Consider the following 26,855-nt stretch of genomic DNA (forward strand, 5'->3'; position numbering starts at 1 on the left):
TGAATTTTACATAGCTCTACCATTTTACTCCTGTGAGGCAGAAATACAAGCGCCGAACTGCACAAAAAACGGAGGCCGGGCGGAGAAAAACCGTCCGGCCTCCGGGCGTGGGCTCAGCAACGGCCCAGGTAGCGGCACACCGCCGCATTGGCCCGGGCGGCCAGCTCCCCCTCGTCGGCGGTCACCAGCTCCCCGTTCTGCACCACGGCCACGCCGTTGACGATGGTATAATCCACCGGGCCCTTGAGTCCCACCGTCCCCAGCAGGGAGAGGGGGTCGAACTGGGCGCCCGCCAGCTCAATGCGGTCCAGGCTGATCAGGAAGCAGTCGGCGGCCATGCCGGCGGCCAGGCAGCCGATGTCGTCCCGGCCCAGCAGGCGGGCGGAGCCGCGGGTGGCCAGCTTGAGGATGTCGTACCCGGTGGGGGCGTTCTGGCTGGACTGGAGGCGGTGGAGCAGGTAGCACACCCGCAGCTCCTCCAGCAGGTTGGAGCCGTCGTTGGAGGCGGCTCCGTCCACCGCCAGACCCACCGGCACCCCCAGGCGGAGCATCTCAGGCACCCGGCACACACCGGAGGAGAGCTTCATGTTGGAGATGGGGCAGTGGGCCACGCCGGTACCGGTGGCGGCCAGCGCCTTCAGCTCGTCATCGTTGAAGTGGATGCCATGGGCATACCACACGTCGGGGCCGGTCCAGCCCAGCCCCTCCAGGTAGGCAAGGGGGCGCAGGCCGAACCGCTCCAGGGTGTACTGCTCCTCGTCCCTGGTCTCCGCCACGTGGGTGTGCAGCCGTACCTCCAGGGAGCGGGCCAGGCGCGCACTCTCCCGCAGCAGGTCGGTGGACACGGAGAAGGGGGAGCAGGGGGCCAGGGCTACCTGGCGCATGGAGAAGCGGGACGGGTCGTGCCACACCCGCACCAGCCGCTCCGAGTCGGCCAGAATCTGGTCGATGGTCTGTACCACGCTGTCCGGCGGCAGGCCGCCGTCCTTCCGGGAGAGATCCATGGAGCCACGGGAGGCGTGGAAGCGCATGCCCACCAGCTCAGCCGCCCGGAACTGGGCGCCGATCAAATCCCCCGCCCGGGCGGGGAAGACATAGTGGTGGTCGAAGCAGGTGGTGCACCCCGTCTTGAGCAGCTCCGCCATGCCCACCAGGCTGGAGGTGGCCACCACATCTTCGTCCAGGTTTTTCCACACATCGTACAGCGTCACCAGCCAGGGAAAGAGCTCCATCCGCTGCACTTCGGGCAGATTGCGGGAAAAGAGCTGGTATAGGTGGTGATGGGTATTGATGAGGCCGGGGTAGACCACCATGCGGGAGGCGTCGATAACCTGGTCGGCCTGCCGCAGCTCGGGGCCGATGTACTCGATGGCGTTGTCCCGGATGAACAGATTGCTCCGCTCATACAGGCGGTCGGTGTCGTCGCAGGAGACGATGTAGCGGGCGTTTTTAATCAGCAGAGTGGACATAAAAAACCTCCAATCCCCAATCAGGCGGGCGCATAGGTCAGCCGGTAGAAGCTGCCGAGCTGGATGGTGATGGCGTCGGAGCGGAGAAAGAGAGCCCGGTCTACATACAGGGCGAACTGTTCACCCGGGCCCTGGCTGGCCAGCCGGGCCGCATCGGGGCGGTCCTCTCCGTCGGCCTGCACGGGCAGGTCGGAAACCCGGAGCTGGGCGGTGATGCCGCCATCCTCGTCAATCCGGTAGGGGAGGAGAAGCTGTCCCCCTTCCCGGGAGAGCTGATGCTCCGGCTGAATGACGGCGTAGAGGGTGCCGGGGTCCTCGTCAGACCGGGCAAAGGCGGTGAGATAGAAGGTGGTGTCCCCGTCCTGGAGCAGGGGGAGCTTCAGCTCTCCCTCAGCTTGGCTGATGGGGACCTCCTCGGGAAAGCCCTCCGGCATCTGCTCCCTGGAAAGGGTGAGGGTGACGGTGGCCTCCTCCTGGCCGGTGATGGCGTAGCCCTGCCGGGCCGCGATGCGCTCCAGCGTGACGGGACGCCCCCGCAGGAGCAGAACGACCGCCCCGGCCAGAAGGACGAGGGTGATCAGAAAAAGTACAAGGGGAAGTTTTCTGCGTGACGCCATGGCAGCGCCTCCTTTCACCCCTTAATAATACCACAGGCCCGCGGGAAAAGAAAGTGCCCCGGACGTTGTCCGGGGCACTTCGGAGATTATTCGTCGGCAGTGATGGTGTAGCCGCTCAGGTCGATCTGGAAGGTATAGGTGGCGATGATATTGTCCTGGGAGCCGTCGGTGTCGATAAAGCAGAGGGTGTAGTCAAAGACGCCGCCGTCCTTGAGCCGGTAGCTCCCCTCCGCCTCCTCGGCGAAGACGGCGCCCCACTTGAAGTAGTAGTTCTCGCCGTCACGGGTCCACCAGCCGGAGCCGGCATTGGCCTCGGTGGTGCTGGGCATGGCCCAGGTGTTCCACTTGCCGCCGTTGACAGAGCGGGCAATTTTGTCAAACTGGAGGGTGCCGCCGGGGATGGCCTGGGGCACGGTGTAGTAGACGGTATACTCGCCGCCGCCGCCCATAGAGGCCACCTGGGTGTGGGTCAGGGTGCCGCTGCCGCCGTTCTGCACCAGGGCGGTGCTGCCGTCAAAGCTCAGGCCTTCGGCGGTGGAGGAGACCCCGGAGGGCATCTCGTGGGTGGAGACGGTCACGCCGGTCAGCTTGACGGCGGGCGTCTGCACGCCGGACAGGTCCACCACGTACTGCACGGCCTCCTGTCCCTCCCACTTCACGGTGATGTGGGTCTTGGGCGCGGTGGAGGAGGCGTTGAGGAAGAACACCGCATACTTGCCCTGGCCGATGGAGGAGTCCTCCGTGATGGCCGCGCTTTGGGTGGCCTCGGCGCTGGCCTCGGTGCCGAAGTGGTACTGGAAGGTGCCCTGCTCATAGCCCTCGGGGGCCTCGATGGCCACGCCCACCCAGGCGCCCTTGCCGGCACCCTCGCTCTGGTGGATGGGCACCACGCCGTCGGTGGACAGGGCGATGCGGACAAAATTCTCCCCGGTTTTCTTGGTGGCCTTGGCGGTGACGGAGGGCATGTCCTCCTCGACCCCGTCCTGATCCACAGGGCGGACGCCTACGATGCCGGCTACGGCCTCCTCAGACACGGAGCCGCCGCCCCCGCCGGAACCGCCGCCACCCTGGCCGGGTTCCTGGCTGTCCTCGGAGCCGGTGACCTCCTCGCCCTCACTGTTCTGGGGCGGGGCCACATCGTCGGCGACCTCCACGTGGGCGGGCCGCTTGCCGTCAAGCACCACGTTGTCGGCCTGTACCTCCGCCTTGTTAATGGCGCCCTGGTTGTCCACCTTGACGGCGGCGCGGGCGGTCAGGGTCTCCACAGAGGCGCCGCTCTTCACGGACACGGAGCTGCCGGCCCCGTCCACAGCCAGACGGGCAAGCTGCGCGCCGCTGCCCAGGGTCAGGCTGGCGCGGTCACCGGAGAGGGCCACGTCGCCCTCCACCTGGGAATCGGCCACAGTCAGAGTGGCGCCGTGGGTGGAAACCCGCAGATCCCGCTCCAGCCTGGCGTTCTTCACGGTCAGATTGGCCTCGCCGGCTTTGGGGGCTACAAGCAGATTGCCGGACACGGCGGCGCCGTCCACGGTGATATCATCGGCGGCCACCAGCAGGATGCCGTCCACATCTTGGTCGATGGTGGCGCCCTCCTCCACGGCATATTCGGCCACGGAGCTGTCCAGTATTTTGACCACGGAGCCGCGGGTGATGCTGGACCCGAGGGCCAGAGTCTGGTTGCCCACGCCCTGGATGATGCCATCCTTCGCCATGGCGTCAATGTACCCGGCCGACCAGTCGGCGGCGTCCTTGCCGTCCACAAAGCCGCTCAGATCCGGCTGGGCGGTGGGACGGATGCCCAGGGCCCGGGCAAAGAGCACGGTGGCCCGCTCCCGGTTCATGGGCTCCTCGGCGTTGCAGTTGGTGCCGTCGCCCTGGAGAATCCCGGCGGCGGTGAGCTGGAGGATGTAGGGGGCGTACCATTCGGTGCCCTTCAGATCGGCATAGGGGTTCTCCACAGTCTCGGTGTAGCCCATCGCGCGGCTCAGAATGGCGGCAAACTCGCCCACGGTCATGTTGGCGTCGGGACGCATGCCGCGGCTGTCACCCTCTACAATGCCGTAGGCGTGCCAGCGCTCGAAGGCGGACTGGCTCCAGTGGCCGTCCAGCTCCGGCAGAGTGCTTCCGGTTCCGGCGGCCGAGGCCAGCGGGGCGGTCAGGGAGGCCGTCAGGGCCAGGGAGAGCAGGGCGGCAGGAATCTTTCGCATAGATGATGCTCCTTTTTGTTGAACGTCCCGGCCGGCGTCCGGCGCGGGCTGTGGTGTTATCATACTAAAACAGTAGGAGCATTTCAATGCAGAAGTTCTGGAAGGGGAGGGAGGGTCTGTACAGCCTGCCACAAGACTCCGGCGGGGGAAGGACGGTTACAGTTCCTCGGTATGCAGCCTGAATTTCGCAGCCTGCTCCTTCAACAGCTCAGCCTGTCCGGACAGCTCCTCGCTGGCGGCGGCGCTCTCCTCCGCCGTAGCGGAGCTGGTCTGTACAACACTGGAGATCTGGTCAAATCCTGCCTTGGCCTGGTGAATGGAAGACTTCTGCTGTTGGGAGAGCTCACTGATGACCTGGGCGCTGTCGGACGCCAGGGTAACCCCTTGGGTGACGAGTCGGAAGGAAGCGGCGGTTTCATCGGCGAGAGCCTTGCCCTTCTCCACCACTGAGAGGGCATTGGCGATCAGCTCCGCAGTTTCCTTGGATGCCGCTGCGGTCTTGCCGGCTAAGCTCCGTACCTCGTCCGCCACCACTGCAAAGCCTTTTCCGGCGCTGCCGGCACGGGCGGCCTCTACCGCCGCGTTCAGGGCGAGAATATTGGTCTGGAAGGCGATATCCTCAATATTTTTGACAATCTGCCCGATTTCATTGGAGGTAGAGGTGATCTCATCCATAGCCGTCAGCATGCGCTCCATTTTGCGGCCGCCCTCCTGAACCTCCTGTGAAACCTCCTGCATTTTTTGGTTGACCTCAGTGATTTTTTCCGTGTTCAGATCGACATCGTGCTCCATTTCCGACATCATGGCAGCCAACTGCTGGACGCTGGATGCCTGCTCGGTGGCTCCCTGCGCCTGGGACTGGGCGCTGATGGCAATTTGTTCTGCTCCGGAGCTCACCTGGTCCGCAGACGACGCGATGGATTTCAGTGCATCGGATACCCGGCCTCTCGTGTTGAGGAGCCCCTCCTTGATGGAGGAGAATTCTCCGGCGTAATCATGCTGGAGGGCAAAGGAAAAGTCTCCGTCCGCCATTTGGGTCAGAACAGCAGATATCTCGGAGATGTAATCAATATACAGCCTTAACCGCTCCACCATCTGCTCCAGGGAAAGGCTTACAGCCCCAAATTCATATTTGGAATTGCGCGGGATCTCCACAGACAGGTTTCCGTCCGCGATTTTCTGTGTGGTAGCCTGGAGGGTGTGGAGGGGCCGGACGATGCTCCGCCGGAGATAGGCCAGAAGGATGAAAAACAGAAGGGCGGCAAATACCGCGCACAGGATGGAAAGCGTGATGCCAAGCGTATGGGCGTCCGCCATCAGCTCCTGCTCCGAGGCTGTGGTGACGATATACCAGCCGCTGTCCGGGATCTGGCGGTACCAGGCCAGATAGGTTTGACCGTCTGCCGTGTAGCTGCCGGAGCCCTCCTGCTGGCTCAGAATCTGCCGCCCAAGCGCGGCGAATGAAGGGTTGTCATCCTCCAATATGTTGGCGGACAGGAGCTTCTCGCTGTCCTCGTCTGCAATGTATACCCCAGTATCATCAATCAGAAAGGCACGGCCGTTGGCCACAACGTCCAGCGAGAGCACCATCTGCTGCATCTGAGTCAGGTCAATATCCGCTGTGGCGACTCCCAGCAGGCGGCCGGTCTCGTCGTAGATCGGTGCGGAGGAGGTCACCATGGAAATCTGGGCAAATTCATCGTAATATGGAGCAGACCAAACGGACTTTTGAGTGGTATTGGCGGCGTTTGTGTACCAATCCTGGTCGGTATAATAGACGCCCTCCCCCAGAGAATAGTTGTCTACATAAGTGACGGCTCCATTCTGGCGCATGCAATAGGGAGAGAAATACCGCTGCTCCGGTCGGTACTGGTAGGGCTCGAACCAAATCCCGCCGCCGAACGTCTCCGGGTTGCTCCCCACAAAGGAGGTCAGAATTTCCTGATAGGCTGCCGCATCCCAATCTGACGCGGTCTGCTCCCCCTTTACAGCCTGCCTTTGGACAGCCTCCACGCCGCGCGCCATAGTTTCAGCAACCATGCGGTTATTGGACAGCGACATTTCGATGGAACCCATGGCTACCGAAAGGCACTGGGACATTTCGTTGCCTGCGCTGGTTTGGATGATGGCCTTGGAGCTCAGGTATCCCATCAGCGAGAGGACTGCCATGGATATAATAACTACCGGTACGATAACGAATATAAGTGAGGTCTGGATGGAGCGAAACCGTGTTGCACGCTTTTCCTGTGTTCTCATAAGGTATGTTCTCCTTTATTCTCTATCTCTCATAACAGATGCATCCTTGAACGCGAATTGGCTGCTGCGCCGCGCCCTCCTTTCTGTTTGAAAACGTGTACCTTTTAAAATTAAAAAAATTGTAGCAAAGGCTTAATTTGAACCCAGATTGCTCCGATTAAAGATTGGAGAACAGAGAATCTCAAAACCAGCTTTAATTGTTTGAAAAAGTGTGCTTTTTCAGCTTCATTTTATGATTTAAATAACTTGTTGCTGCTAATTGATTTCTTGTAAAACACGCAGCATATTCAGAAATATGGGGACAGAGTTAAATTTTTAAAAAAGTACAGGTTTTCAAATTTTCGGAAATACCTCCATTTGTTTAGTCCGGTGTTTCCAGTTTTATTGCCTTGGAATAGAAGGTCCCTGTGGGCATTCCGCAGGCCCTGGCCGCCTGTCGGAGTGTTATTTTTTGGCCCCGCCAGGCCTGATGGAGCATGTGGAAATTGTCTGGGAGGGGAAGGGGAGGGCGGCCAAAGCGTACGCCCCGGGCCTTGGCTGCCGCGATACCCTCCGCCTGCCGCTGGCGGATGTTGTCGCGCTCGTTTTCCGCCACGAAGGAGAGCACCTGGAGCACAATGTCGCTGAGAAAGGTGCCCATCAAATCCTTGCCTCGCCGGGTGTCCAGAAGGGGCATGTCCAGTACGGCGATGTCCACGCCCTTTTCCTTGGTGAGCATCCGCCACTGTTCCAGAATCTCGCTGTAGTTGCGCCCCAGTCGGTCGATGCTTTTGACATACAGAAGATCATCCCGCCGCAGGCGGCGCACCAGCCGTCGGTACTGGGGGCGCTCAAAGTCCTTGCCGGACTGCTTGTCCATATAGATGTTCTCCTCCGGCACCGGCAGGGCAGCCAGAGCCAGCCGCTGCCGGTCTTCGTTCTGTTCCCGGGTACTGACTCGGATATAGCCGTAGATTGTTCCAGCCACGTTCCGTCCTCCTTTTTTTGATCTGAAACTTTTATTTTATCGAAAACAGGAGAATGTGCCCACATACCAGGAACTATAAAAGCAAATGAAAATACCAAAAAAGGGCCCGGTGCAGTCTGCACCGGGCCCTTTTCCTGGGAGGGCTGTTACTGAATGGAGACCACCTCGTAGCCCGCCTCCGTGACAGCGCCCCTGAGCACGTCGTCGGACACGTCCTTGGACAGGGTAAGGGTGGCGGTCTTGGCCTCCAGGTTCACCTTGGCCTCCACGCCGTCGATGGCGTTGAGGGCCTTCTCCACGTGGGCCTGGCAGTGGGCGCACATCATGCCGTTGATGCTCATGGTCTTGGTCATAGCACTCGTTCCTTTCGTTTCCACAGATTTGGGGGTTCCTTCTGAAACCGGGGCGGCGGGGGACTCCCGGCGCTCCGGGCGGAAGAACTTGAGGCGCAGGGCATTGGACACCACGCACACGGAGGACAGGCTCATGGCCGCCGCGCCGAACATGGGGGAGAGCTGGAGCTGGAACAGGGGATACCACACCCCGGCGGCCAGGGGTATACCGATAATGTTGTAGATGAAGGCCCAGAACAGGTTCTCCTTGATGTTGCGGATGACCTTCCTGGAGAGCTGGACGGCGGTGACCGCGTCCAGCAGATCGCTCTTCATGAGCACCACGTCGGCCGACTCGATGGCCACGTCGGTGCCCGCGCCGATGGCCAGGCCCACGTCGGCCCGGGCCAGGGCGGGGGCGTCGTTGATGCCGTCGCCCACCATGGCCACCCGCTTGCCCTGGGCCTGGAGCTCTGCCACGGTCTTCTCCTTGTCCTGGGGCAGCACCTCTGCCACCACCCGGTTCACGCCGAGCTGGCGGCCCACCGCCTCGGCGGTGCGGGCGTTGTCGCCGGTGAGCATGACCACGTCGATGCCCATGGCCTGGAAGGCGCGGACAGCCTCTGCGCTGGTGGGCTTAGGGGTGTCGGCCACCGCCACCACGCCCAGCATCCGGCCGTCCCCGGCGAAGTACAGCGGCGTCTTGCCCGCCTGGGCCAGCCCCTCCGCTACCGCGTCGAAGCCGTCCAGCGGGACGCTGGCCTCCTCCAGCATGGCCCGGTTGCCCGCCAGGAGCCGCTGGCCCTGGATGACGCCGCGGATGCCCCGGCCCGGGGTGGCCAGAAAGTCCTCCACAGGGGCCAGGGGGATGTTCCGGGCCTGAGCCTCGGCGGTGATGGCGTCGGCCAGGGGGTGCTCGGAGGGCTTCTCCAGGGAGGCGGCCAGGCACAGAAGCTCCTCCTCCGTCACACCTGGGGCGGGGCGGCAGTCGGTGACCACCGGCTTGCCCTGGGTGAGGGTGCCTGTCTTGTCCAGCACCACGGTCTGGATGGTGTGCAGGGTCTCCAGCGCCTCGGCGGACTTGATCAGGATGCCGTTCTCCGCGCCCTTGCCGGTGCCCACCATGATGGCCACGGGGGTGGCCAATCCAAGGGCGCAGGGGCAGGAGATGACCAGCACCGCCACCCCGGCGGTGAGGGCCCGGGTCACGTCCCCGCCGGTGGCGATGAGCCAAACAGCGGCGGTGACGACGGCAATAGCGATGACCACGGGGACGAATACCCCCGCCACCTTGTCGGCCAGTTTGGCGATGGGGGCCTTGGAGGAGGCCGCCTCGTCCACCAGACGGATCATCTGGGCCAGCGTGGTGTCCTCCCCCACCCGGGTGGCCCGGAAGGTAAAGGAGCCGGACTTGTTGATGGAGGCGGCGGCCACCTTGGCGCCGGGCAGCTTCTCCACGGGCAGGCTCTCGCCGGTGAGGGCGGACTCATCCACCGAGGAGGCCCCCTCTGTGACCACCCCGTCCACCGGGATGCGGCCGCCGGGGCGGACCACGATGAGGTCGCCCACCGCCACGTCCTCCACGGGTACCTCTACCTCCGCGCCGTCCCGCAGCACCATGGCGGTCTTGGGGGCCAGATCCATCAGGCGGGTGATGGCCTGGCTGGTCTTGCCCTTGGAGCGGGTCTCCAGCCACTTGCCCAGGGTGATCAGGGTGAGGATCATGCCCGCGGACTCAAAGTAGAGATCCATGGCCCAGTGTTCCACCTGGGCCAGCTCGGCGGCCGCGTCGCCCGCGCCATAGGCCGCCCGGCCCAGGTGCCAGGCGATGAGGAACAGGGCCGCCACGCCGTAGAGCACCGCGGCGGAGGAGCCCAGGGCGATGAGTGAGTCCATGTTGGGCGCGCGGTGCCACAGGGTCTTGAAGCCCACCGTATAGTATTTGCGGTTGATATACAGGATGGGCAGGGTGAGCAGGAACTGGAGGAAGGCCACCACCAGGGCGTTGGACGGCTGGTGGAAGAAGGCGGGCAGGGGCCAGCCCATCATGTGCCCCATGGCGATGTAGAACAGGGGCGCCAGAAACACTAAGGACGTGAGGAAGCGGCGCTTCATCCCTGCCAGCTCCTCCTCCATGGCGTCGGCGGGCCGGGCGGCCGGGGCGGCCTTCCCGGCGGGGCCGGGGAGGGAGGCGCCGTACCCGGCGTCCGTCACCGCCTGAATGATCTGTTCCGGCCCGGTCTTGCCGCCGTACTCTACCAGCATGGAGTTGCCCAGGAGGTTGACGCTGACGCTGTCCACACCCTCCACCTGGCGCACCGCCTTCTCCACGTGGGCGGAGCAGGCGGAACAGGTCATGCCTGTAACATTGAATTTCTGCTTCATAGGGTTCACCAGACTTTCTAATGTGCGTGAGGGTTCAAGGGCCGCCCCTACTTCAAAATACGGCCCAGGGTGGCCACGAACTCATCGATCTTCTGTCCGCGCTCGGCATCGCTGGCGGCCTCCTGCACACAGTGCTTCAGGTGGGCGGCCAAAATTTCCTTGTTGGCGCGGTTGAGAATGGCCTCGGTTGCCATGAGCTGCTGGGATATGTCGATGCAGTAGCGGTTCTCCTCCACCATCTTAATGATGCCGTCCATCTGCCCGCGGGCGGTCTTGAGGAGGCGGAGGACTTTCTTTTCATCTGCCATCATGCGGTTAACACCCCCCTGGGGTGTAGTATATGGCAAAGCGTAAAAAAAGTCAAGGCCCTCTTGTTCAGAGGGCCTTGGCTTTTTATTCCTTGCCGTGGGTGTCGCGGAACAGGAGCGAAATGCACCAGAGCGCCGCCAGGCCCACGAGCGCGAAGATCACGCGGCTGAAAGCGCTGTCCTGTCCGCCGAACAGAGCGGCGACGAAATCGAACTGGAACAGGCCGATGCTGCCCCAGTTCAGCCCGCCGATAATGGCGAGAATCAGGGCAATCTTATCTAAAATCATGGGTTGTACTGCCTCCTCACATTGAGATACCGTGACTAGTATCTCCGGTGAGAAGAAAATCATACAAAACCATTTTATTTCAAATAACGGCCCAGCCAGTTCTGCCGGAGGGCCACGGCCTTCTGGGGGCAGAGTTCGTGGCAGCAGTAGCAGTGGATGCAGGCCCTGGGGTCGATGCGGGCCTTTCCACCGGGGCCGTCCATCGAGATGGCTTTCCCCGGGCAGGCGCTCTTGCAGATGCCACAGCCCACACAGGCGTTGGTGCGGATCTTTGGGGTCTGGGAGAGCACCCTCTTGCACAGCTTGCCGGCGGGCCCGGCCAGGGGCCCCAGAAACTCCATCAGGTTGCCCTTGATGCGGCTGGGGAAGCGGTAGTCGTCCATCCGCAGGGCCTCCAGCGGCTCGCCCAGCAGCTCCACCTCCTCGATGCGGCTAGGCTTCAGCCCCCGGCGCTGGGCGGCCAGCAGAACCGGATTGGAGGCCTGGGGCAGTCCGATGAGGGCGGCGGCCGCCGCGTCCAGGGCCAGGGGACTGTCGGACACCAGCAGCACTCCGGCGTGCCTGGGGGTGCCGGAGGCGCCGGGGCCGTCCCCTTCCATGGCCAGCACCCCGTCCATGATGCTCAGCCGGGGCCTGACGTACTCCGCCAGATCCAGCAGCACGTCGGCAAACTGCTCCTGGCTGGGATGGGTGGCGTGGTAGCCCACCTTGGACAGGCCGGGGAGCACGCCGAACAGGTTTTTCACCGCTCCCGTCATGCTCATAAGCACGTGGGTCTTGAGCTTGGGCAGGTCAAACACCCCGTCGGCCTCCGCCACCGGGGCGATCACCTCCGCCTGCTTGAGAACCCGTCCCGCAGGGAGGGACACCGTGCGGGTGGAGGCGTCATAGCACAGCTCCGCCCCGGAAGCGGCGGCGGCCTGGGCCATGCCGGTCTTTTCGTACAGGCCCCGCAGGACGGCCTCCTTGTGGAGGGCCCCGCCGGGGCTGTCGGTGATCACCGCCGTGCCCCCCGCCTCCGCCACCAGCTTCGCCGCCGCAGCAGCCACCGCCGGGTGGGTGCAGATGGCGCTCTCCGGCGGCGCGGCCCGGAGCAGGTTGGCCTTGAGCAGGATGCGCTCCCCCGGCCGGACGAAGCGCTCCATCCCGCCCAAGGCGGCCACCGCCTCACGCAGCTTTGCCTCCGCCTGTCCGTAGTCCGGACAGGCGGCCAGATAGACCCGGTTGCCCTCCATGAAACCCCTCCTAGGAATCCAAACTCTGTTCAGTATACCCGCCGGAGGGGGCTTCGTCAAGGGCGGGGAGGCGGCCCAGGGCCCGGACGGAGGAAAAGGTCACCAGCAGGCTGGCCCCCATGCCCAGCGCCACAACCACCCAGACGTGGGCCTGAAGGGCATCGAACAGCAGGCCGTACAAGGCCTGCCCAAGAGGCATGGCACAAGTGGAAATAGCTGCCACAAAGGAGGCCACCTTGCCCAGCAGGTGGGGCGGCGTGGCCCGCTGAAGATAGGTCTGGGCAGAGACGGTAAACAGCATGGCGCAGGCCATGCCCAGCAAAACAGAGACCAGGATGACTCCATAGGCGGCCAGGGACGGAATTCCCAGCGCCAGAGCCAGGGCCATGGGGAGCAGCAGCAGGGAGGTGCCCAGCAGAAACCGCCAGGCCCGGCGGATATCCGCGCCGCGGAGCACCAGCCCAGAGAGAAGCCCGCCCACGATGGAGCCCAGGCTGAGGGCGGCCTCGGCAAAGCTGTAGTGCAGGGAGGACAGGCCCAGGCTGATTTTCACCAGATAGGGCAGACCCACCACCAGCAGGGCGGAGAGGAAGAGGTTGAGCAGGGCCACCAGGGCCAGCACCCGCAGCAGGCCGGGCTGCTCCCGGGTCAGGAACCGGCCCGCGTCCCGGAGATCCCTCCACAGGGCGGCCAGCGGCGGGCCGGCGAGGGTTCGGCGCTGGAAGGGGATGCGGAGAAAGAGCTCCATCACAGCCGAGCAGAAGAAGCAGGCCCCGCCCACCGCCACCATGGGGAGCAGGCCAACCCAGCCGTAGAGCATACCGCCCAGGATGGGGCCCAGCAGATTGGCCAGGGCCTGTACCTGGGCCACCACGCCGTTGGCGGCGGGCAGGTGCTCCTCCGATGCCAGGGCGGGTATGCTGGCCTGCACTGAGGGCTGGTAGAGGGCCTGAATGGCTGCCAGAAGCACCATCAGCACCCCGACGGCCAGAACCGTGCCCCGGCTGGCAAAGAACAGGCCGTACCCCAGCACCAGGGCGGCGGTGAAGAAGTCCAGCCCCCACATGATGCGCTGCCGGGGGACGCGGTCGGCCAGGACGCCCCCCAGGGGGGAGCAGAGGATGGTGGGTACCATGGACACGGCCAGGATGCCGCCGAAGGCGGCGGCGGAGCCGGTGGTGTCCAGCACATAGAGGGACAGGGCGAAGCGGAGGGTGGCGTTGCCGAACAGGGAGATGATCTGGCCGAGGATCATGAGGGTGAAGTCGCGGGAAAACAGGCGGTCAGAGCGCATAGGGCGGCTCCTTTCGGGCGGCGGGCGCGCCGTCTGAGCGGCGCGTCCGGAGCAGAACGCAGGCGGCGAGGGCCGCCAGGGCCAGGGCGGGGAGAAGCCATGTTTTCTTCATAGAGATCCACCTTTCTTTTTAATACCGGCGGTTGGTATGTATCTTGCCCGGAAAAACCGCCCCCGCAGGGGCGGTGGAGGAGCGGGCGGCTCAATCGTCCTGGAGCACCTGGTCATAGTAATTCAGCGCGTCGGCCTGGAGGGCCTCGTCCAGCACGGGCAGGCCGAAGCGGTCCAGAAATTCCCCGCAGAAGCGCAGCTTGGCGGCGAACTCCTCCCGGCTGCCGGGGAACATACCCGTCCACACGTTGGTCAGAAGCATGAGCACCTCCGCGATCTCGTGGGGGTGGGTCACGCCGGGCAGGGACCCGTCGGCCATGCCCAGCCGGATCATCCCCTCCACATAGGGAGCGGCGTCCCGAAAGGTGGATTCCAGCGTGAGCAGGGCAATCTTGGGGTTCTTTACAATGTGGTGGATCGCCAGCCGGTCTACCTCCCGCTTGGCCGGGTCGGTGAGAAAGTGGCGGAAGGCGTGGCGCAGTTTTTCCAAGCCGTTCCGGCCGGGAAGCTTGGCGGGGTCGGAGAACCACTCCAGGTTTTCGTAGTAGCGGTCGTTGATCCGGTCCAGGATATCCTCCTTGGACTTGAAGTGGTGGTAGATGGCCCCCTTGGACATGCCCAGGGCGTCCACAATGTCCTGGATGGTGGTGTGCTCGTAGCCCTGCTCGGTGAACAGGCGCATGGACACGTCCAGAATTTTGGCCACGGTCTCCTCTGGATGCTTGTTGCGGGCCATGGGGCCCCCTCCTTTGCATACATACCGTCGGTATGTTTAAAATAGCACAACCGCGCCCCTCTGTCAAGAGGGGCGCGGAACTTACCCCAGAGACTTGGGGCCGAAGCCGTGGGCCAGCAGCTCCGACAGGGGCAGCTTCACGAAGCTGTGATCCCTCTGCGCCACCAGTACGGTGAGTCCGGGGGCGAACTCATAGAGCATCTGGCGGCATGCGCCGCAGGGCCAGCAGGGCTCCGTGGAGTTGCCCACCACGGCGATGCGGGTGAAATCGTCCCGGTGCCCCTCGCTCACCGCCTTCACCAAGGCGGTGCGTTCAGCGCAGATGGAGGAGCCGTAGGCCGCGTTTTCCACATTGCAGCCGGTGAACACCGTCCCGTCGGCGCACTCCAGGGCTGCGCCCACCGGGAAATGGGAGTAGGGGACATAGGAGCGCTCCAGCATGGTAAAGGCCAGCTCCACCAGTTCCTGGTCGGTCATAGGGAAACCTCCTTATCAAAACGTGGTATAAAAGGTGTAAGCCATTATACCACGTTTTCCGTGTCAGCGCAATCACGGACGGCCACAGGTACGCACCGACGGGAGCAGGAGCATCAGCCCGCCGCAGGTCAGAGTGATTACCCCGGCCAGCAGGAACCAGAGGGGAACGCCGGTGGCATCGGCGAACAGGGCGGTGAGTCCCAGCCCCAGGGGGGAGGCCAGTGTCATGATGGCCCCGGTGAGGCCCAGCACACGGCCCAGGTACTCCGGCTCCACCTTGGTTTGGATCAGGGCCATGAACACCGAGTTGAAAAAGGGAGCGGACAGGCCCATCAGCAGGGACAGGCCAGCAAACGCCCGGAAGCCGGAGGGGGGCAGCAAGCCGGCCAGCACCAGGGTGAGCCCCAGTCCCAGCACTGCCGCCGTCATGGTGATGATTTTGTTCCGGGTACCTCCCCACAGGCCCAGGAGCACCGATCCGGCCAGCATTCCGGCAGAAAACAGGGTTTCCACCAGAGCGGCAGCGGCGGAGTCCCCTCCGAAATACTCCATGCTCATTAGGGGAAACAGGGCGGACACCGGCAGGAAGGCCACGGAGAACAGGGCACAGATGAGGGACAGCTCCCACAGCCAGCGGTGAGAACGCAGCACAGTGAGCCCCTCGCGGGTGTCCTGCCAGAGCCGGAGCGGCCGGCCCTGTGCTTCGGCCCGCAGGGCGGGCAGCCGGGCCAATTGTACTCCGGCGATGGCAAAGGCGGCCCCCAGGGTGTCCAGCAGGAGGATCCAAGCCAGGGGGATGCGGGCATAAAGAACGGCGGCCAGCGCGGGGGAGAGGAGCATGGAGACGGTCTGGATGCCCTGGCTCCAACCGGCGCACCGGGTCAGGGCATCGGGAGGGGCCAACAGGGGCGTGACAGCCTGGATGCAGGGGGCATGAAATGCGCCGCCCACACTGCGCAGCGCGGCCACCGCCAGGATAGGGGCCACCGGAAGAGGAGCGGCAAAGGCGGCGGCCGCCAGCATCAGGGACACCAGCCCGATGGCCCCGTCAGAGATTATCATGATCCAGCGCCGGTCGAAGCGGTCGGCAAAGGTTCCGGTGAAGAGGGACAGGATTCCCTGTGGGACCAGCGCCGCCATGGTGGCCAGGGAGAGGACGGCGGGGGAGCCGGTCAGGTCGGTCAGGTACCAAATGAGGGCGTACTGCGAAATCATGCTGCTGAGGATGGACAGGGCCTGCCCTGTCCAGAGGAGGGCGAATTTTTGCTTCCAGTGTGGTATCATAGCGTTCCATTCCTTTCCCAGCCGCGGTAAAGGGTGATTATACTACCACGGTATCCGGGGAAAGTCAAGCCGAAAAAACGCCCCCGCCCGGCATCGGCCGGACGGGGGCGCTGCTGTAGGTTCCCTTACCAGGTAACACCCAGGTCGGGGCGCACATCGAGATCAATGATCTCCCGCGCGTCGTAGAACTGGCTGTACCACTCCAGGGCCTTGCCGTTGCGCAGGGTGGTGCCGTCGGGGTGGAGCCGGTCGCAGATGACGGCGGAAATGTCCTTCTTGATGTAGGAGAAGGAGTTGATGCCCACGCTGGCGAAGATGCGGAAGCCCTGGCTCTGGAGATACTGGAACACCGGGCCGGTGGAGTGCCAGTCGTCCCCGTCGGGGCGGCCGCCGTGGGGGTAGAACAGGATGTTGGTGGGGCCCACCAGGGAGCCCACCTCCTCCGCCCAGCGGACGGTGTCCCGCTGCACGGACTCCAGGGGGCGGCTGTCCAGGCGGATGTGGCCCCAGGTGTGGGAGCCGAAGGTCCAGCCGGTCTCCTTGAGCCGCTCGATGACCGGCTTGACGGCCTCGATCTCCGCCTGACGGTTGGCGTCAAAGGCGGGGCGGCGGGGATCGTCGGCGGCGATGTCGATGTCGTTCTGGGTACGGTAGCCCAGGATGCCCTGGTAGCCGGTGAGGGAGAAGATGGCCTTGGCCCCGTTGAGGGAGAAGTCGGGGTGCTCCAGCACGAACTGGTCCAGGATCGGGGTAGCGTCCAGATCCTGGGTGAGGAAGGTCTCGCCGGTGTTGGGATCGGTGCACTGGGCCCAGATCTGGCCGTCGTCCCCCAGCACCAGCTTGGAGGTGAAGCCCTCAGCCAGCATGTAGTCGTAATAGTTCACATCATCAAAAGAGATGATGAGGGGCTTTTTTCCCTCGGGGAGCATGAGGGTGTTCCGCTCCATGCGGGTGACGCCGTCCTCGCCGGTGACTTCACTCCACACGTCCCCCATGTTGACCAGAATGTAGCCCTTGTCGTAGACGCTCTGAAGGATCTTTTTGTACTCGTCCGCGGTCACCATCCACTCGTCCAGCCCCACCTGGCGGTCGTAGGGCACTGCGTCGGAAAAGGCATACTCAGGATAGGCGATGACGGGGTGGAAAAACAGGTGCTCCACCGCCTGGTCGGGGCCCCAGGCCTGGGTGAGCTGGTCCGCGCTCCAGTAGGTGCGCACCGCGTCGTAGGGGTCGGCTGCGGGGGTGGGGGTGGGCTCCGGTGTGGCCGCGGCTACAGGGGTAGTGTCCGGGGACGGCTGGTTGGTTTTGTCCCCGCCGCAGGCGGCCAGGGGGAGCGTCAGGGCGCAGGCCAGCGCCAGGGCAACGGCTTTTGGCATGATATGGTTCATTGGTATGGTTCCTCCCACATAATATCTCTATAGCTGTTATCTTACGACACCGGGCGGCAAAAGGAAACAACAAAAGGATGACAAAATCCTTACGATTTTATGTCACCCGGAAGGGGAATCCGGTGAACCAGCAGCATGGACGCGCCGCCGGTGACGGCCCCGGTGACCAGGGAGCAGAGCAGCAGGGGCGGCAGGTACACCAGCGGGGCCCGGCTGCCCAGTACTGCCATGGCGGCCAGAATCTGGCCGGTGTTGTGGGCGGCGGCCCCGGCGATGGACACCCCAAAGAGGGAGAGAAAGCTGCACCGCAGCAGCAGGGCCATGACGCCAAAGGCCAGCAGCCCGCCGGTGAGGGAAAAGGCCAGGGCCATCAGATTGCCCCCCAGCAGGGCGCCCAGAAGGCAGCGGGCGGCCAGAATCAGCAGGGCCTCCCGCCCGGACAGGCGGCAAAGGGCATAAACGGTGACCAGATTGGCCAGTCCCAGCCGCAGGCCGGGCAGGGGGAAGAGAATGGTCAGCGGAACCAGCCCCTCCGCCACCGAGAGGGCCAGCGCCAGGGCGGTAAGCACCGCGCAGCGGGTCAGCCGCCGCAGGGATGAGGACAAGGGGGAGCGCCTCCTTTCAGAATGAGAAAACAGCGGGAACTTTTCAGCCGCTGATTGCGTCAAACTCCTGGCTGCCGCTGCCGGACAGGGAGATCACCAGCTTGTCGGGCAGGCAGATGATCTGCTGTCCGGCCCGGCTGATCCACCCGGTGTGAACGCAGTCCTGGCTGGGACACGCACTCTCCGCGATGCGGATGCGCCCCGGCTCGGCCTGGATCGTCAGGGGATAGGGGGCCTCGTCCACCACCAGGGTGACGGGACCGGTGAGGGTGCTTAGCTCATACTCCGCGATGGTCTCACCCTCTAAGACGACGGAGGCGGTCAAAAAGTTGCTCTCCTCCGGCTGAAGAAAAAAAAGCAGCGCCACGGCGGCGGCGGCCACCAGCAGGGCCGCCGCGCCGTCCAGCAGCGTGGGCCGGCGGCGCTCAGCGGCGGGCGATCTCATAGGTATACCCCCTGTCTGCCCCGGCAAAGGTAAAAACGTCCTCCAGCCCCTCGGTTACCAGGAGCTCTCCCTGGCCGGTGCAAAGCACCAGCTCGAAGTCGTCCCGGCTCCGCCAGAAGTCCAGCGCCTCCTCCGGCCCCGCCACAAACAGGGCGGTGGAGAGGGCGTCGGCCAGCAGGTGGTCGGCGGAGACAACGGTGACAGACAGCAGGCCGGAATCCGCCGGATAGCCCGTCTCAGGGTCAATGATATGGTGGTAGCGCACCCCGTCCTCCTCGAAATAGCGCTCGTAGCCGCCGGAGGTGGAGAGGGTCACGTCAGTCAGGGCGAGGACGCAGAGGTAGCTGCCGGTGTCCCGGGGGTCCTTCACCGCCACCCGCCAGGGGGAGCCGTCCTCCTTGGCGCCGATGACCGTGACGTTGCCGCCCAGATCCAGCATGGCGGAGGTCCCTCCCGCATCCCGGATGGCCGCCTCGGCCTCCCGGGCCGCAAAGCCCTTGGCCACGGCGCCCAGATCCACCTCCATGCCAGCACGGGCCAGTGAGGCGGCAGAGGCTTCCGTGTCCACGGAGAGCTCCTCGCTGTCCACCAGGGCCATGGCGGCGGCCAGCGCATCCGGCGCGGGTACGTGCCGCTCCTCGGTGGTGAAGCCCCAGGCGTCCATCACCGGGGCGATGGTGATGTCAAAGTCGCCTGGGAGCTGCCGGGCGATTTCCTGGGAAAAGGCCAGCAGTTCCGCCACGTCGGGGTCCACCGCCACGGCCGCGCCGTCCCCGGCGGCGGTGTTGAGCCGGGCGATCTGGCTGTCTGAGTCGGTGCGGGAGAGCAGGCCGTCCAGCCGCTCCACCGCTTCCCGGGCGGCCGCCACGGCCTGGGGTCCGCGGCGGCCGGACACCTGGACGGACATCACGGTGTCCATGGCGAAAAAGGTCTGCTCCGCCCCGGAGGCGCGGCAGCCGGTCAAGCACAGAAAAACACAGGCAAGGAGGAAAGAAATACGCTGTTTCATGGTATACTCCTAATAATCATGATGTTGATTAAGGACAGTTTACCACAGTTCCGCGCCGCTGGAAAGAGGAAAGGGATTCTTCACTTGCAATGCGGCGAATTTTCTGCTAGAATATAGAAGATTGATGACTCTGAGGCGCTCAGCCCCAGCGGAGGGGCACTTTTATAGAAACCGGGCGCCCGGCCACAGGAGATGGATACATGAACAAGAAAGAACAACAAGCCCAGCGCGCAAAGCAGGAAGACGTGGTTTTGAACAAGGTCCTCTGGTGGATCGTGGGGGCCGTGGTGTTGGAGGCGCTGCTTCTCCTTCTGAACAAGGTATATGCCAATTACACTGTCGAGCAGATTGAACTGGCCAAGTCCCTGCGGGATGTCTTTTCCGTGCTGATGATCGCCCTGCCCATCTGCTTTGTCGTTTTGCTGATCTGGGCGGTCGCGGCCCGCAAGTCCGGTAAATTCACCCGCCTGTCCTCCGTGCTGGCCGGCGTGATGCTGGCCCTGGCGGTCTGCGCCGTGGTAATCCGCGTCTTTGACGAGAGCGGTATCCGGCTGCTGTATGTGGCTGTGCCCGCCGTGGCGGTGCTGGCGCTGATCTACTACCTCTACCAGCGGGAGTTCTTCTTCGCCGCCGTGCTCAGCGCCCTGGGCCTGCTGGGTGTGAAGGTGGTGCCCTACCACTTCGGCTTCCCGGCCATTGCCTATGGCTACGCCGTCGTCCTGGGCGTTGCCCTGGTGGGGGCCGTGGTGGTGTTCCGCGTGATGCAGGCCGCCGGGGGCAAGCTGCGCCTGAAGGGGAACTGGGTGGAGGTGCTGCCCAAGAGCGCCAACTACGCCCTGCTCTACGTCACCTGCGGCGTGGTGGCCGCGGTGGTGATCGCCGCGTTGCTGCTGGGCGGGCTGGCCGTGCTGTACGGTGTGCTGGTGGCCTGGCTGCTGATCCTGGCGGTATACTATACCGTGCGCCTCATGTAATGATAAGCCCAAGAGACAAAGGGGCAAGCCGCCGGACGGCTTGCCCCTTCTTTTTTGACCGGAGGTATTGCAATGAATGAAAAAGAGGTGGGGGAGCTGCGCCGGCGGCTCCGCCCGGAGAAAAACAGTATTACCCACATCCGGGGGTGCTATGTCAACGAGATGGGGGAGAGCGTGGCCCAGTTTGACCAGTCTCTGGCCCTCATGACCCAGGAGGAGACCGAGACCCTGCTGGCCCTGCTGCGCCGCACCCTGTCGGGAACTCTGGGAAAGAACCTGCTGGACCTCTCCTTCGAGACCCGGCAGGTGGTGGAGGGGGAGGAGCACCGCCGGCTCATGCGCCTGCGGGACACCGCCCTGAAGGACGAGGAGGCGGTGGAGGAATTCTTCCAACTGGTGCGCCAGTCCCTTACCCTGGAGGGCAACTACCTGATCCTCCTGGTGTACGACCGCTACGACGTGCCCTACCGCGCCAAGGACGGGGAGCGGCAGGAGGACGCCGCCGCCGAGGTGTACTCCTACCTGCTGTGCTCCATCTGCCCGGTGAAGCAGACCAAGCCCGCCCTGAGCTACCACGTGCGGGAGAACGAGTTCCACAACCGGCGGGCCGACTGGCTGGTGTCCCCGCCGGAGCTGGGCTTCCTCTTTCCCGCCTTTGACGACCGCAGCACCAACCTGTATAACGCCCTCTACTACACCAGGGACAGCGGCGAGAACCACCCGGAGCTGGTGGAGGCGGTGTTCCGGCGGGAGGCACCCATGCCCGCCGCCGCGCAAAAGGAGACGTTCCAGACCCTGTTGAGCGACACCCTGGCCGACGAGTGTAGCTGTGAGGTGGTACAGGCGGTCCACGACCAGCTCTGCGAGCTGGTGGAGGAGCACAGGGAGCGGAAGGAGGCGGAGCCCCTGACCCTCTCCAAAGGGGCGGTCAAGTGCGTCCTCAAGTCCTGCGGCGTGTCCGACTCCCATGTGGAGGAGTTCGCCCTCCGCTATGACGACGCCTTCGGCGCCGATATGGCCCTCAGCCCCCGCAATCTGGTGGAGAAGCAGATCGAGGTGTGTACTCCTGACGTGGTGATCAAGGTCAGCCCGGAGCGGAGCGATCTGGTGGACACACGGGTGATCGACGGGGTCAAGTACATCCTCATCCGCGCCGACGAGGGCGTGGAGGTCAATGGCGTCCCGGTTCATATCGCGAAATAGCGGAACGCCCCGCGCCTCTTTGGGAGGCGCGGGGCGTTTGGTATCTGCTCAGATCTCGCCGGCGGCCTTCTTGGGGGCCTTGGCAAACTCCTCGCCGTGGACGATGTACTTGGACACAGACTTGTAGACCAAGAAGGTGACAACAGAGTTGATACCAGCCTTGAGCAGATTGAACGGGAGAATGACGGTTACCAGCATGGCATCCACCATCTCAGTGGGGGCCCCCATATAAAATGGAGTAATGAAATGGTTGGCGATCATCATGCCTACGCCCATAGCAAATGTGCCCAGCAGCAAACCGATTATCGCACCGGTTCTGGTATGGAACTTCCGGTAGAGTGTACTGGCTACGGTGACCAGAATACCGGTGGCAATAACATGCATTAAAAATCCGTATATACCATCGCCGCCCAAAAAGAAAGCCTGAATAAACGAGGCCAGCACGGTCACAAGAATGCCCGCTACTGGGCCGAAGGCGAAAGCGGCGATCAGGATGGGGACATCGGCAGGATCATACTGGAGAAAGGGAGCGGCAGGGAAAAGGGGGAAGTGCACCAGCGTGATGAGCACAGCACCGATGGCGGTGAACATGGCTAACAGGGCCAGCTTCTTGACGCGGGCGGATTTGGCGGACATAATAAAACACTCCTCTTTGATTTGGTAACACCCGAAAGACGTATGCCTTCCAGGTGTTAAAATCAAAAGGAGCGTGCCCAATTTCAACACATCTTCTTTCATCCAGACTTCGCGCCCTGGGATATGCGCGTCACTGTCGGTCCCGGAGTTGCACCGGGTCTGCCGTTTCCGGCTCGCGGACTGTACCGCCGATCGGGATTTTCACCCTGCCCTGAAGACATCTCATTCAGTTGTTCCAATCCCTATTATACACACGAAGTGGAAAAATGCAAGCCCCAATTTAAAAAACAAATGTTCGATAAACATTGACTTGCCGTTCTGGATATACTACAATGGGAACAACATTCAGAGGACGGAGGGGCGGAATGAACCGAGAGACAACCTGCTGCTTTACCGGCCACAGGCCGGAGAAGCTGCCCTGGCGGGAGGACGAGGGGGATCCCCGGTGCCTGGAGCTGAAGGCCAGGCTGGCCGGGGCGGTGGAGGCCGCCTACGAAAAAGGGATGCGGCATTTCCTGTGCGGTATGGCCCGGGGAGCGGATTTTTACTGCTGCGAGGCGGCGCTGGCCCTGCGGGAGCGGCGCCCCGGCGTGACGGTGGAGGCGGTCATCCCCTGCGAGGAGCAGGCCGCCCGCTGGCGGGAGCGGGACCGGGAACGGTGGTTCTCCCTGGTGGAGCGCTGCGACAATGAGACCATGCTCCAGCACCACTACGACCGGGGGTGCATGCTCCGGCGGAATCGCTACCTGGTGGACCACTCGGCCATGCTGATTGCGGTGTACGACGGCATGCTGGGGGGAACCATGTATACCATCTCTTATGCCATGAAGCGGGGGCTGGACGTGGTGACGCTGGACATTCCATAGGGCGGCCGGAGGCCGCCCCTTTTTTGAATTTATTTTCTGCAAATGCAAAATAATGCTTGACAGAGCTTTGCCCTGATCCTACAATGGAAACAGGAAGATTTGCAAATGCAGAAAAGGAGGAGCAGCGATGAAGTGGAATGGACGCTTGCCGGAGTCGGAGCTGGAACTCATGCTGGCGGTGTGGGAGGCCGGGGAGGAGGGGACCACGGCCCCCGGCATCCTGGCGCGGCTGGAGCGGCCCCTGACTGCCAGCGCCCTGCACAGCTACCTCAAGCGCCTGGAGGAAAAGGGCTTTCTGAGCTGCGGCAAGGAGGGAAAGACCAACCGTTACCGGGCCAGAGTGTCCCGGGCGGAGTATGAGCAGCAGGAGAGCCGGACGGTGCTGGACAGACTGTATGCGGGCTCCCTCCGGCGGTTTGCCGCCGCCCTCCACGACGGCGGGAGCCTGACGGAAGAGGAGGTGCGGGAGCTGGAGGAGTACCTCCGCACGCTGAGGCGGGAGGAGTAGGATGGAGTCGCTGTTTGTACGGGTGCTCACCCTGTCGCTGACGGGCTCGGCGGTGCTGCTGCCCCTCCTGCTGCTGGCGCCCCGCCTGCGGGGCCGCTATGCTGCGGGGACCCTTTCGGTGCTCTGGCTGGTACTGGCCCTGCGGATGGCCCTGCCCGTCCCGCTTTCCCTGCCGTGGACGGCGGTGACGGTGGATGTGTCCGCCCTCTCGTCTGTGACCCTGCCGGCCGCCCCTCGGGCGCCGGCGGAAGTGCCTGAGCCCGCCGGGCCGGAGAGCGTGGAACCGCCCCGGGCGGTACCCCCGGCAGCCGCGCCGGAGGGGAGGCCCCTGCCGCTCCTGGAGCTGGCCGCCTGGGTGTGGCTGGCCGGCGGGCTGGCTCTGGTGGGCTATCAGGGGGCGGCCTATCTCCTGGCGCGCCGCCGTCTGCTCCGGGGCGCGCAGCCGGGCACGGAGGAGGAGAGGGCCCAACTGGCGGCCCTGGCGGCGGAGCTGGGACTCCGCCGTACGCCCCGCCTGCTAAGGACAGGGGAGGCGGACGCCCCTCTGGTGGTGGGACTTGGGAGGCCGGTGCTTCTGCTGCCGGGCAGGCCCCTCCCGGCGGACGAGCGGGAGGTGGTGCTCCTCCACGAGCTGACCCACCTGCGGCGGCATGATCTGGCCCACAAGGCCCTGCTGTTTGTGCCCTGCGCAGTCCACTGGTTCAATCCCCTGGTGTGGTGGATGGCCCGGGAGGCGGGGCGCACCCTGGAGCTGTGCTGCGACGCCCGTGTGGTGCGGGGGAGGGATGAAGCGTTCCGCCGCCGCTACGGCACCGCCCTCCTGCATCTGGCCGCAGGAGGGCGGGGGCCGGTCCTGTCCACCCGCTTCGGCGGGGGAGGACGGTTGCTGCGGGCGCGGCTGGCGAATCTGTTCCAGCACAGGCGAAGGGGGGCGGCGGCGGCCGGCCTCGTGCTGGCTGCCGCCCTGGCCGTCACCTCACTGGCGGCCTGTGAACAGCGGCTCCTCACGGCGGAGGAGGCCATGGACGCGCTGGAGGAGAGCATCGAGGTGCGGGAGTATGACATAGGTCCCGGCGAGTTGGAATACTGCATTTCCTTTCGCCTGCCGGAGCACAGCGGCCCGGAGGAGGAGTGGAACCTTCACATCGCCGGCCGGGCGGAGACAGAGGCGCTGGGGGGAATCAGCCTCCACTACTTTGACGGGGAGGACTGGACGGCGGAAAAGACCTATGGCATCTATCTGTCGCCGGGACAGGCGGCGGATCTCACCGAGCTGACCATGGAGGTGTGGCCGCCCCACGGCGGCCGGACAGGAACCTATGACGCCGCCCTGCACGGCAGGAGCATCGACCTGCGGGCCCTGCTCCGGGAGCACTTCTATGTGGACGCCAGGGGCTTTTCCCTGGCCCTGCCGGAGCCCTGGCCGGACCTCGGGGCGGTGCAGGCGCTGGACGGCGGCGGTCTGCTGCTCTATTGCCGGGCCTTGGGGCCGGAGTGCGGCGGCATCGCGCAGCTGCACATTGAGACGGAACCCCTGGAGGTGCTCACAGGCCGGGATACCCTGCTGGGCGGCCGGGAGGGTTGCTGGCTCTATCTCTATGGCCTCCAGGCCCCGCTGCCCAGCCTGCGGGAGGCGGGGGAGGGGGTACAGGAGCAGTACCATGCGCTGTATCAGGCCCTGTACGCCGACCCGGAGGAGCTGCTGTCCCTCTGGGCGGAGGGCTGACCACCGCCGGCAGCTCCCCGCGCCTCACCCCCGCAGAAGACGGGCGAGCTCCTCCGCAGTAATGCCGCTCATATAGTGCTCCACATGGAGCGGGGCCAGGGCCTCCGCCAGTTGTGCGTCCAGGGGCAGACCGGCCATGGCCGCCTCCAGCTCCTCCAGAGGCCCGCTGCCGAAAAAGTCGCCGTAGAACCGGACGGCCTGAATGCATCCCTGCTTCACACGCAGGTGGGCGGTGACCAGCCCGGCGGGAAACCTGGCCTCCCGCCGCATGTCATAAGGGGGTGAGAAGCCGTAGTTCCACGCCCATGTGACATACTTCCCGTCCCGCAGCTTCTGTACGGCCAGCATATCCTCTGCGGTCAGAGTATAGGGCTCCAGTGCTCCACCGGCCATGGCGCACGCCCGCAGCGCCGATTTGAAGTCCTCCATAGCGATGGGGGTGGGGGCGTGGGTGTTGATGGTGGTCACCCGGCTGCGCACCGACTTCACGGCCTTCGAGTCGAACTTGGCCTGCCTCACCCGCAGAGCGTCGGCCACGTCGGTCAGGTTGGAGTCCAGCATGATGCATCCGTGGTGGAGCAGGCGCCCGTGTTTGGCGTACTGGGAATTTCCGGAGAATTTCATGCCGCCGATGGTCAGGTCGTTGCGGCCGGTGAATTCGGCGTGGACGCCGAAGCGGGCCAGGGCCTCCACCACAGGGCGGACAAAAATCTTGAAGTTGAGGCCAGGGGCGGTGTCCTGGTCCACGATAAAGGTAAAATTCAGGTTGCCTGTATCGTGGTACACCGCCCCGCCGCCGGACAGGCGCCGCACAACCCGAATCCCGTGGGCATCCACAAAAGCCTGGTTAATCTCCTCGGCGGTGTTCTGATATTTGCCCACCACAATGGTGTTGCTGTTCTGCCAGAGCATAAAATAGGCCCTGCTCCGGTCCATCTGCTCAAAGACATATTCCTCCAGCGCCAGATTAAAATAGGGGTCCGTACCGGGCGGTTCGAGATAGATCATTGCGGCGCCTTCCTTTCTCCCGCGTTTCCCGCCGGACGCCATTAAAAAGGCCGGCAGGCTATGGTTAAGACTTTTTTCCACAGACTGCAAAAAAGAAGCACCTGCAAAGCAGGTGCTTCTTTTTTGGAGGCGACACCCAGATTTGAACTGGGGGTGGAGCTTTTGCAGAGCTCTGCCTTACCACTTGGCTATGTCGCCGTATGGATAACAGGAGCAAGATTTGCTCCTGCTATCTTTTGTATGGAGCAGGTGACGAGGCTCGAACTCGCTACCTCCACCTTGGCAAGGTGGCGCTCTACCAGATGAGCTACACCTGCATGCCCTGATCCATTCTATGCGGATCACACACGCTTGATACCTGCTTTTGAAAGATTCCCCCGGTGGATACCTTGGGTATCCACCGGAGAAATGGTGCCTCCGGCCGGAATCGAACCAGCGACACGGGGATTTTCAGTCCCCTGCTCTACCAACTGAGCTACAGAGGCGAATGGCGACGCGGAAGGGACTTGAACCCTCGACC

Annotated in this window: 25 protein-coding genes, 3 tRNA genes and 1 riboswitch; of the genes, 5 read left to right on the top strand and 23 right to left on the bottom strand. The window is 64.0% G+C overall.

What is annotated here, in order from left to right; genetic code table 11:
• Window positions 1-113: 113 nt before the first annotated feature.
• The 18 genes from HMPREF0372_RS02145 to HMPREF0372_RS02225 form a co-directional block, all read right to left on the bottom strand.
• Window positions 114-1,469 (bottom strand): 8-oxoguanine deaminase, encoded by a 1,356-nt coding sequence (locus tag HMPREF0372_RS02145; protein WP_007488577.1) that lies wholly within the window; start codon window positions 1,467-1,469, stop codon window positions 114-116.
• A gap of 20 nt (window positions 1,470-1,489) precedes the next feature.
• Complete coding sequence (locus HMPREF0372_RS02150) at window positions 1,490-2,086, bottom strand: hypothetical protein (RefSeq protein WP_007488578.1); 597 nt, start codon at window positions 2,084-2,086, stop codon at window positions 1,490-1,492.
• A gap of 86 nt (window positions 2,087-2,172) precedes the next feature.
• Window positions 2,173-4,293, bottom strand: coding sequence for an S-layer homology domain-containing protein (locus tag HMPREF0372_RS02155; protein ID WP_007488580.1), 2,121 nt, complete (start codon window positions 4,291-4,293; stop codon window positions 2,173-2,175).
• A 156-nt stretch (window positions 4,294-4,449) separates the two neighbouring features.
• Window positions 4,450-6,549, bottom strand: a complete 2,100-nt coding sequence (locus tag HMPREF0372_RS02160; protein ID WP_039996524.1) for a methyl-accepting chemotaxis protein — start codon at window positions 6,547-6,549, stop codon at window positions 4,450-4,452.
• Between the two features lie 361 nt (window positions 6,550-6,910).
• Window positions 6,911-7,516 carry a recombinase family protein gene (locus HMPREF0372_RS02165; protein WP_007488583.1) on the bottom strand — a complete coding sequence of 202 codons (606 nt, stop codon included), beginning with the start codon at window positions 7,514-7,516 and terminating at the stop codon, window positions 6,911-6,913.
• A 146-nt stretch (window positions 7,517-7,662) separates the two neighbouring features.
• Window positions 7,663-10,233, bottom strand: a complete 2,571-nt coding sequence (locus HMPREF0372_RS02170; protein WP_007488585.1) for a heavy metal translocating P-type ATPase — start codon at window positions 10,231-10,233, stop codon at window positions 7,663-7,665.
• 47 nt (window positions 10,234-10,280) lie between these two features.
• Complete coding sequence (locus HMPREF0372_RS02175; protein ID WP_007488587.1) at window positions 10,281-10,544, bottom strand: metal-sensing transcriptional repressor; 264 nt, start codon at window positions 10,542-10,544, stop codon at window positions 10,281-10,283.
• Window positions 10,545-10,626: 82 nt separating this feature from the next.
• Complete coding sequence (locus HMPREF0372_RS02180) at window positions 10,627-10,830, bottom strand: DUF378 domain-containing protein (protein ID WP_009257617.1); 204 nt, start codon at window positions 10,828-10,830, stop codon at window positions 10,627-10,629.
• 74 nt (window positions 10,831-10,904) lie between these two features.
• Window positions 10,905-12,065 (bottom strand): DUF362 domain-containing protein, encoded by a 1,161-nt coding sequence (locus tag HMPREF0372_RS02185; RefSeq protein ID WP_007488590.1) that lies wholly within the window; start codon window positions 12,063-12,065, stop codon window positions 10,905-10,907.
• A gap of 10 nt (window positions 12,066-12,075) precedes the next feature.
• The gene (locus tag HMPREF0372_RS02190; protein ID WP_007488591.1) at window positions 12,076-13,359 is read right to left on the bottom strand and encodes an MFS transporter; all 1,284 of its coding nucleotides are present in this window, start codon (window positions 13,357-13,359) and stop codon (window positions 12,076-12,078) included.
• A complete protein-coding gene (locus HMPREF0372_RS19955) occupies window positions 13,349-13,471 on the bottom strand; it encodes a lipoprotein (RefSeq protein ID WP_007488592.1) in 123 nt (40 codons plus the stop codon). Before HMPREF0372_RS19955 ends, HMPREF0372_RS02190 begins: the two co-directional genes overlap by 11 nt.
• Before the next feature lie 90 nt (window positions 13,472-13,561).
• Complete coding sequence (locus tag HMPREF0372_RS02195) at window positions 13,562-14,206, bottom strand: TetR/AcrR family transcriptional regulator (protein WP_007488594.1); 645 nt, start codon at window positions 14,204-14,206, stop codon at window positions 13,562-13,564.
• Window positions 14,207-14,287: 81 nt separating this feature from the next.
• Window positions 14,288-14,683: a cytidine deaminase gene (gene cdd, locus HMPREF0372_RS02200; RefSeq protein WP_007488595.1), complete on the bottom strand. Its 396-nt coding sequence runs from the start codon at window positions 14,681-14,683 to the stop codon at window positions 14,288-14,290.
• 72 nt (window positions 14,684-14,755) lie between these two features.
• Complete coding sequence (locus HMPREF0372_RS02205; RefSeq protein WP_007488597.1) at window positions 14,756-15,967, bottom strand: MFS transporter; 1,212 nt, start codon at window positions 15,965-15,967, stop codon at window positions 14,756-14,758.
• Between the two features lie 125 nt (window positions 15,968-16,092).
• Window positions 16,093-17,355 (bottom strand): polysaccharide deacetylase family protein, encoded by a 1,263-nt coding sequence (locus tag HMPREF0372_RS02210; RefSeq protein ID WP_007488598.1) that lies wholly within the window; start codon window positions 17,353-17,355, stop codon window positions 16,093-16,095.
• A gap of 89 nt (window positions 17,356-17,444) precedes the next feature.
• Window positions 17,445-17,960, bottom strand: a complete 516-nt coding sequence (locus HMPREF0372_RS02215; RefSeq protein WP_009257622.1) for a Gx transporter family protein — start codon at window positions 17,958-17,960, stop codon at window positions 17,445-17,447.
• Window positions 17,961-18,003: 43 nt separating this feature from the next.
• Window positions 18,004-18,405, bottom strand: coding sequence for a NusG domain II-containing protein (locus tag HMPREF0372_RS02220; protein WP_007488600.1), 402 nt, complete (start codon window positions 18,403-18,405; stop codon window positions 18,004-18,006).
• Window positions 18,386-19,414 carry an FAD:protein FMN transferase gene (locus HMPREF0372_RS02225; protein WP_007488601.1) on the bottom strand — a complete coding sequence of 343 codons (1,029 nt, stop codon included), beginning with the start codon at window positions 19,412-19,414 and terminating at the stop codon, window positions 18,386-18,388. The genes HMPREF0372_RS02220 and HMPREF0372_RS02225 overlap by 20 nt, the downstream gene beginning before the upstream one ends.
• 200 nt (window positions 19,415-19,614) lie before the next feature.
• On the opposite strand from HMPREF0372_RS02225, the gene HMPREF0372_RS02230 reads away from it, so the two are divergent.
• Together HMPREF0372_RS02230 and HMPREF0372_RS02235 are read left to right on the top strand one after the other, a co-directional pair.
• Window positions 19,615-20,388, top strand: coding sequence for a hypothetical protein (locus HMPREF0372_RS02230; protein WP_007488602.1), 774 nt, complete (start codon window positions 19,615-19,617; stop codon window positions 20,386-20,388).
• A gap of 72 nt (window positions 20,389-20,460) precedes the next feature.
• Entirely contained in the window at window positions 20,461-21,591 is a 1,131-nt protein-coding gene (locus tag HMPREF0372_RS02235; RefSeq protein WP_007488603.1) for a DUF4317 domain-containing protein, read from the top strand.
• 48 nt (window positions 21,592-21,639) lie between these two features.
• Here HMPREF0372_RS02235 and HMPREF0372_RS02240 read toward each other — a convergent pair whose 3' ends face one another.
• Window positions 21,640-22,227, bottom strand: coding sequence for an ECF transporter S component (locus HMPREF0372_RS02240; protein WP_009257624.1), 588 nt, complete (start codon window positions 22,225-22,227; stop codon window positions 21,640-21,642).
• 86 nt (window positions 22,228-22,313) lie between these two features.
• Window positions 22,314-22,450, bottom strand: a riboswitch (FMN riboswitch).
• 142 nt (window positions 22,451-22,592) lie between these two features.
• Between HMPREF0372_RS02240 and HMPREF0372_RS02245 the strand changes: the two genes are divergently transcribed.
• The 3 genes from HMPREF0372_RS02245 (at window position 22,593) to HMPREF0372_RS18635 (ending at window position 25,327) form a co-directional block, all read left to right on the top strand.
• On the top strand, window positions 22,593-23,093 hold the full coding sequence (locus tag HMPREF0372_RS02245; RefSeq protein ID WP_007488606.1) for an SLOG family protein: 501 nt from the start codon (window positions 22,593-22,595) through the stop codon (window positions 23,091-23,093).
• A 127-nt stretch (window positions 23,094-23,220) separates the two neighbouring features.
• Window positions 23,221-23,601, top strand: a complete 381-nt coding sequence (locus HMPREF0372_RS02250; protein ID WP_007488608.1) for a BlaI/MecI/CopY family transcriptional regulator — start codon at window positions 23,221-23,223, stop codon at window positions 23,599-23,601.
• Between the two features lies 1 nt (window position 23,602).
• Entirely contained in the window at window positions 23,603-25,327 is a 1,725-nt protein-coding gene (locus HMPREF0372_RS18635) for a M56 family metallopeptidase (protein WP_007488610.1), read from the top strand.
• A gap of 24 nt (window positions 25,328-25,351) precedes the next feature.
• Here HMPREF0372_RS18635 and HMPREF0372_RS02265 read toward each other — a convergent pair whose 3' ends face one another.
• The 4 genes from HMPREF0372_RS02265 to HMPREF0372_RS02280 all read right to left on the bottom strand — a co-directional run bounded on the left by HMPREF0372_RS02265 (window position 25,352) and on the right by HMPREF0372_RS02280 (window position 26,820).
• A complete protein-coding gene (locus tag HMPREF0372_RS02265; RefSeq protein ID WP_039996528.1) occupies window positions 25,352-26,335 on the bottom strand; it encodes a lipoate--protein ligase in 984 nt (327 codons plus the stop codon).
• A 124-nt stretch (window positions 26,336-26,459) separates the two neighbouring features.
• Window positions 26,460-26,533: transfer RNA gene (locus tag HMPREF0372_RS02270), tRNA-Cys, on the bottom strand.
• Between the two features lie 43 nt (window positions 26,534-26,576).
• Window positions 26,577-26,652, bottom strand: a tRNA-Gly gene (locus HMPREF0372_RS02275).
• A 92-nt stretch (window positions 26,653-26,744) separates the two neighbouring features.
• A tRNA-Phe gene (locus HMPREF0372_RS02280) sits at window positions 26,745-26,820 on the bottom strand.
• Between the last annotated feature and the right edge of the window lie 35 nt (window positions 26,821-26,855).

It is taken from the genome of Flavonifractor plautii ATCC 29863 (genome assembly GCF_000239295.1).
Taxonomy (GTDB): domain Bacteria; phylum Bacillota; class Clostridia; order Oscillospirales; family Oscillospiraceae; genus Flavonifractor; species Flavonifractor plautii.

Bases quoted from the DNA above. Each gene is read 5' to 3' on its own strand.
- HMPREF0372_RS02145 (WP_007488577.1), bottom strand. From the start codon at position 1,469: ATGTCCACTCTGCTGATTAAAAACGCCCGCTACATCGTCTCCTGCGAC.
- HMPREF0372_RS02150 (WP_007488578.1), bottom strand. From the start codon at position 2,086: ATGGCGTCACGCAGAAAACTTCCCCTTGTACTTTTTCTGATCACCCTC.
- HMPREF0372_RS02155 (WP_007488580.1), bottom strand. From the start codon at position 4,293: ATGCGAAAGATTCCTGCCGCCCTGCTCTCCCTGGCCCTGACGGCCTCC.
- HMPREF0372_RS02160 (WP_039996524.1), bottom strand. From the start codon at position 6,549: ATGAGAACACAGGAAAAGCGTGCAACACGGTTTCGCTCCATCCAGACC.
- HMPREF0372_RS02170 (WP_007488585.1), bottom strand. From the start codon at position 10,233: ATGAAGCAGAAATTCAATGTTACAGGCATGACCTGTTCCGCCTGCTCC.
- HMPREF0372_RS02175 (WP_007488587.1), bottom strand. From the start codon at position 10,544: ATGATGGCAGATGAAAAGAAAGTCCTCCGCCTCCTCAAGACCGCCCGC.
- HMPREF0372_RS02180 (WP_009257617.1), bottom strand. From the start codon at position 10,830: ATGATTTTAGATAAGATTGCCCTGATTCTCGCCATTATCGGCGGGCTG.
- HMPREF0372_RS02185 (WP_007488590.1), bottom strand. From the start codon at position 12,065: ATGGAGGGCAACCGGGTCTATCTGGCCGCCTGTCCGGACTACGGACAG.
- HMPREF0372_RS02190 (WP_007488591.1), bottom strand. From the start codon at position 13,359: ATGCGCTCTGACCGCCTGTTTTCCCGCGACTTCACCCTCATGATCCTC.
- HMPREF0372_RS19955 (WP_007488592.1), bottom strand. From the start codon at position 13,471: ATGAAGAAAACATGGCTTCTCCCCGCCCTGGCCCTGGCGGCCCTCGCC.
- HMPREF0372_RS02195 (WP_007488594.1), bottom strand. From the start codon at position 14,206: ATGGCCCGCAACAAGCATCCAGAGGAGACCGTGGCCAAAATTCTGGAC.
- cdd (WP_007488595.1), bottom strand. From the start codon at position 14,683: ATGACCGACCAGGAACTGGTGGAGCTGGCCTTTACCATGCTGGAGCGC.
- HMPREF0372_RS02205 (WP_007488597.1), bottom strand. From the start codon at position 15,967: ATGATACCACACTGGAAGCAAAAATTCGCCCTCCTCTGGACAGGGCAG.
- HMPREF0372_RS02210 (WP_007488598.1), bottom strand. From the start codon at position 17,355: ATGAACCATATCATGCCAAAAGCCGTTGCCCTGGCGCTGGCCTGCGCC.
- HMPREF0372_RS02220 (WP_007488600.1), bottom strand. From the start codon at position 18,405: ATGAGATCGCCCGCCGCTGAGCGCCGCCGGCCCACGCTGCTGGACGGC.
- HMPREF0372_RS02225 (WP_007488601.1), bottom strand. From the start codon at position 19,414: ATGAAACAGCGTATTTCTTTCCTCCTTGCCTGTGTTTTTCTGTGCTTG.
- HMPREF0372_RS02230 (WP_007488602.1), top strand. From the start codon at position 19,615: ATGAACAAGAAAGAACAACAAGCCCAGCGCGCAAAGCAGGAAGACGTG.
- HMPREF0372_RS02235 (WP_007488603.1), top strand. From the start codon at position 20,461: ATGAATGAAAAAGAGGTGGGGGAGCTGCGCCGGCGGCTCCGCCCGGAG.
- HMPREF0372_RS02240 (WP_009257624.1), bottom strand. From the start codon at position 22,227: ATGTCCGCCAAATCCGCCCGCGTCAAGAAGCTGGCCCTGTTAGCCATG.
- HMPREF0372_RS02245 (WP_007488606.1), top strand. From the start codon at position 22,593: ATGAACCGAGAGACAACCTGCTGCTTTACCGGCCACAGGCCGGAGAAG.
- HMPREF0372_RS02250 (WP_007488608.1), top strand. From the start codon at position 23,221: ATGAAGTGGAATGGACGCTTGCCGGAGTCGGAGCTGGAACTCATGCTG.
- HMPREF0372_RS18635 (WP_007488610.1), top strand. From the start codon at position 23,603: ATGGAGTCGCTGTTTGTACGGGTGCTCACCCTGTCGCTGACGGGCTCG.
- HMPREF0372_RS02265 (WP_039996528.1), bottom strand. From the start codon at position 26,335: ATGATCTATCTCGAACCGCCCGGTACGGACCCCTATTTTAATCTGGCG.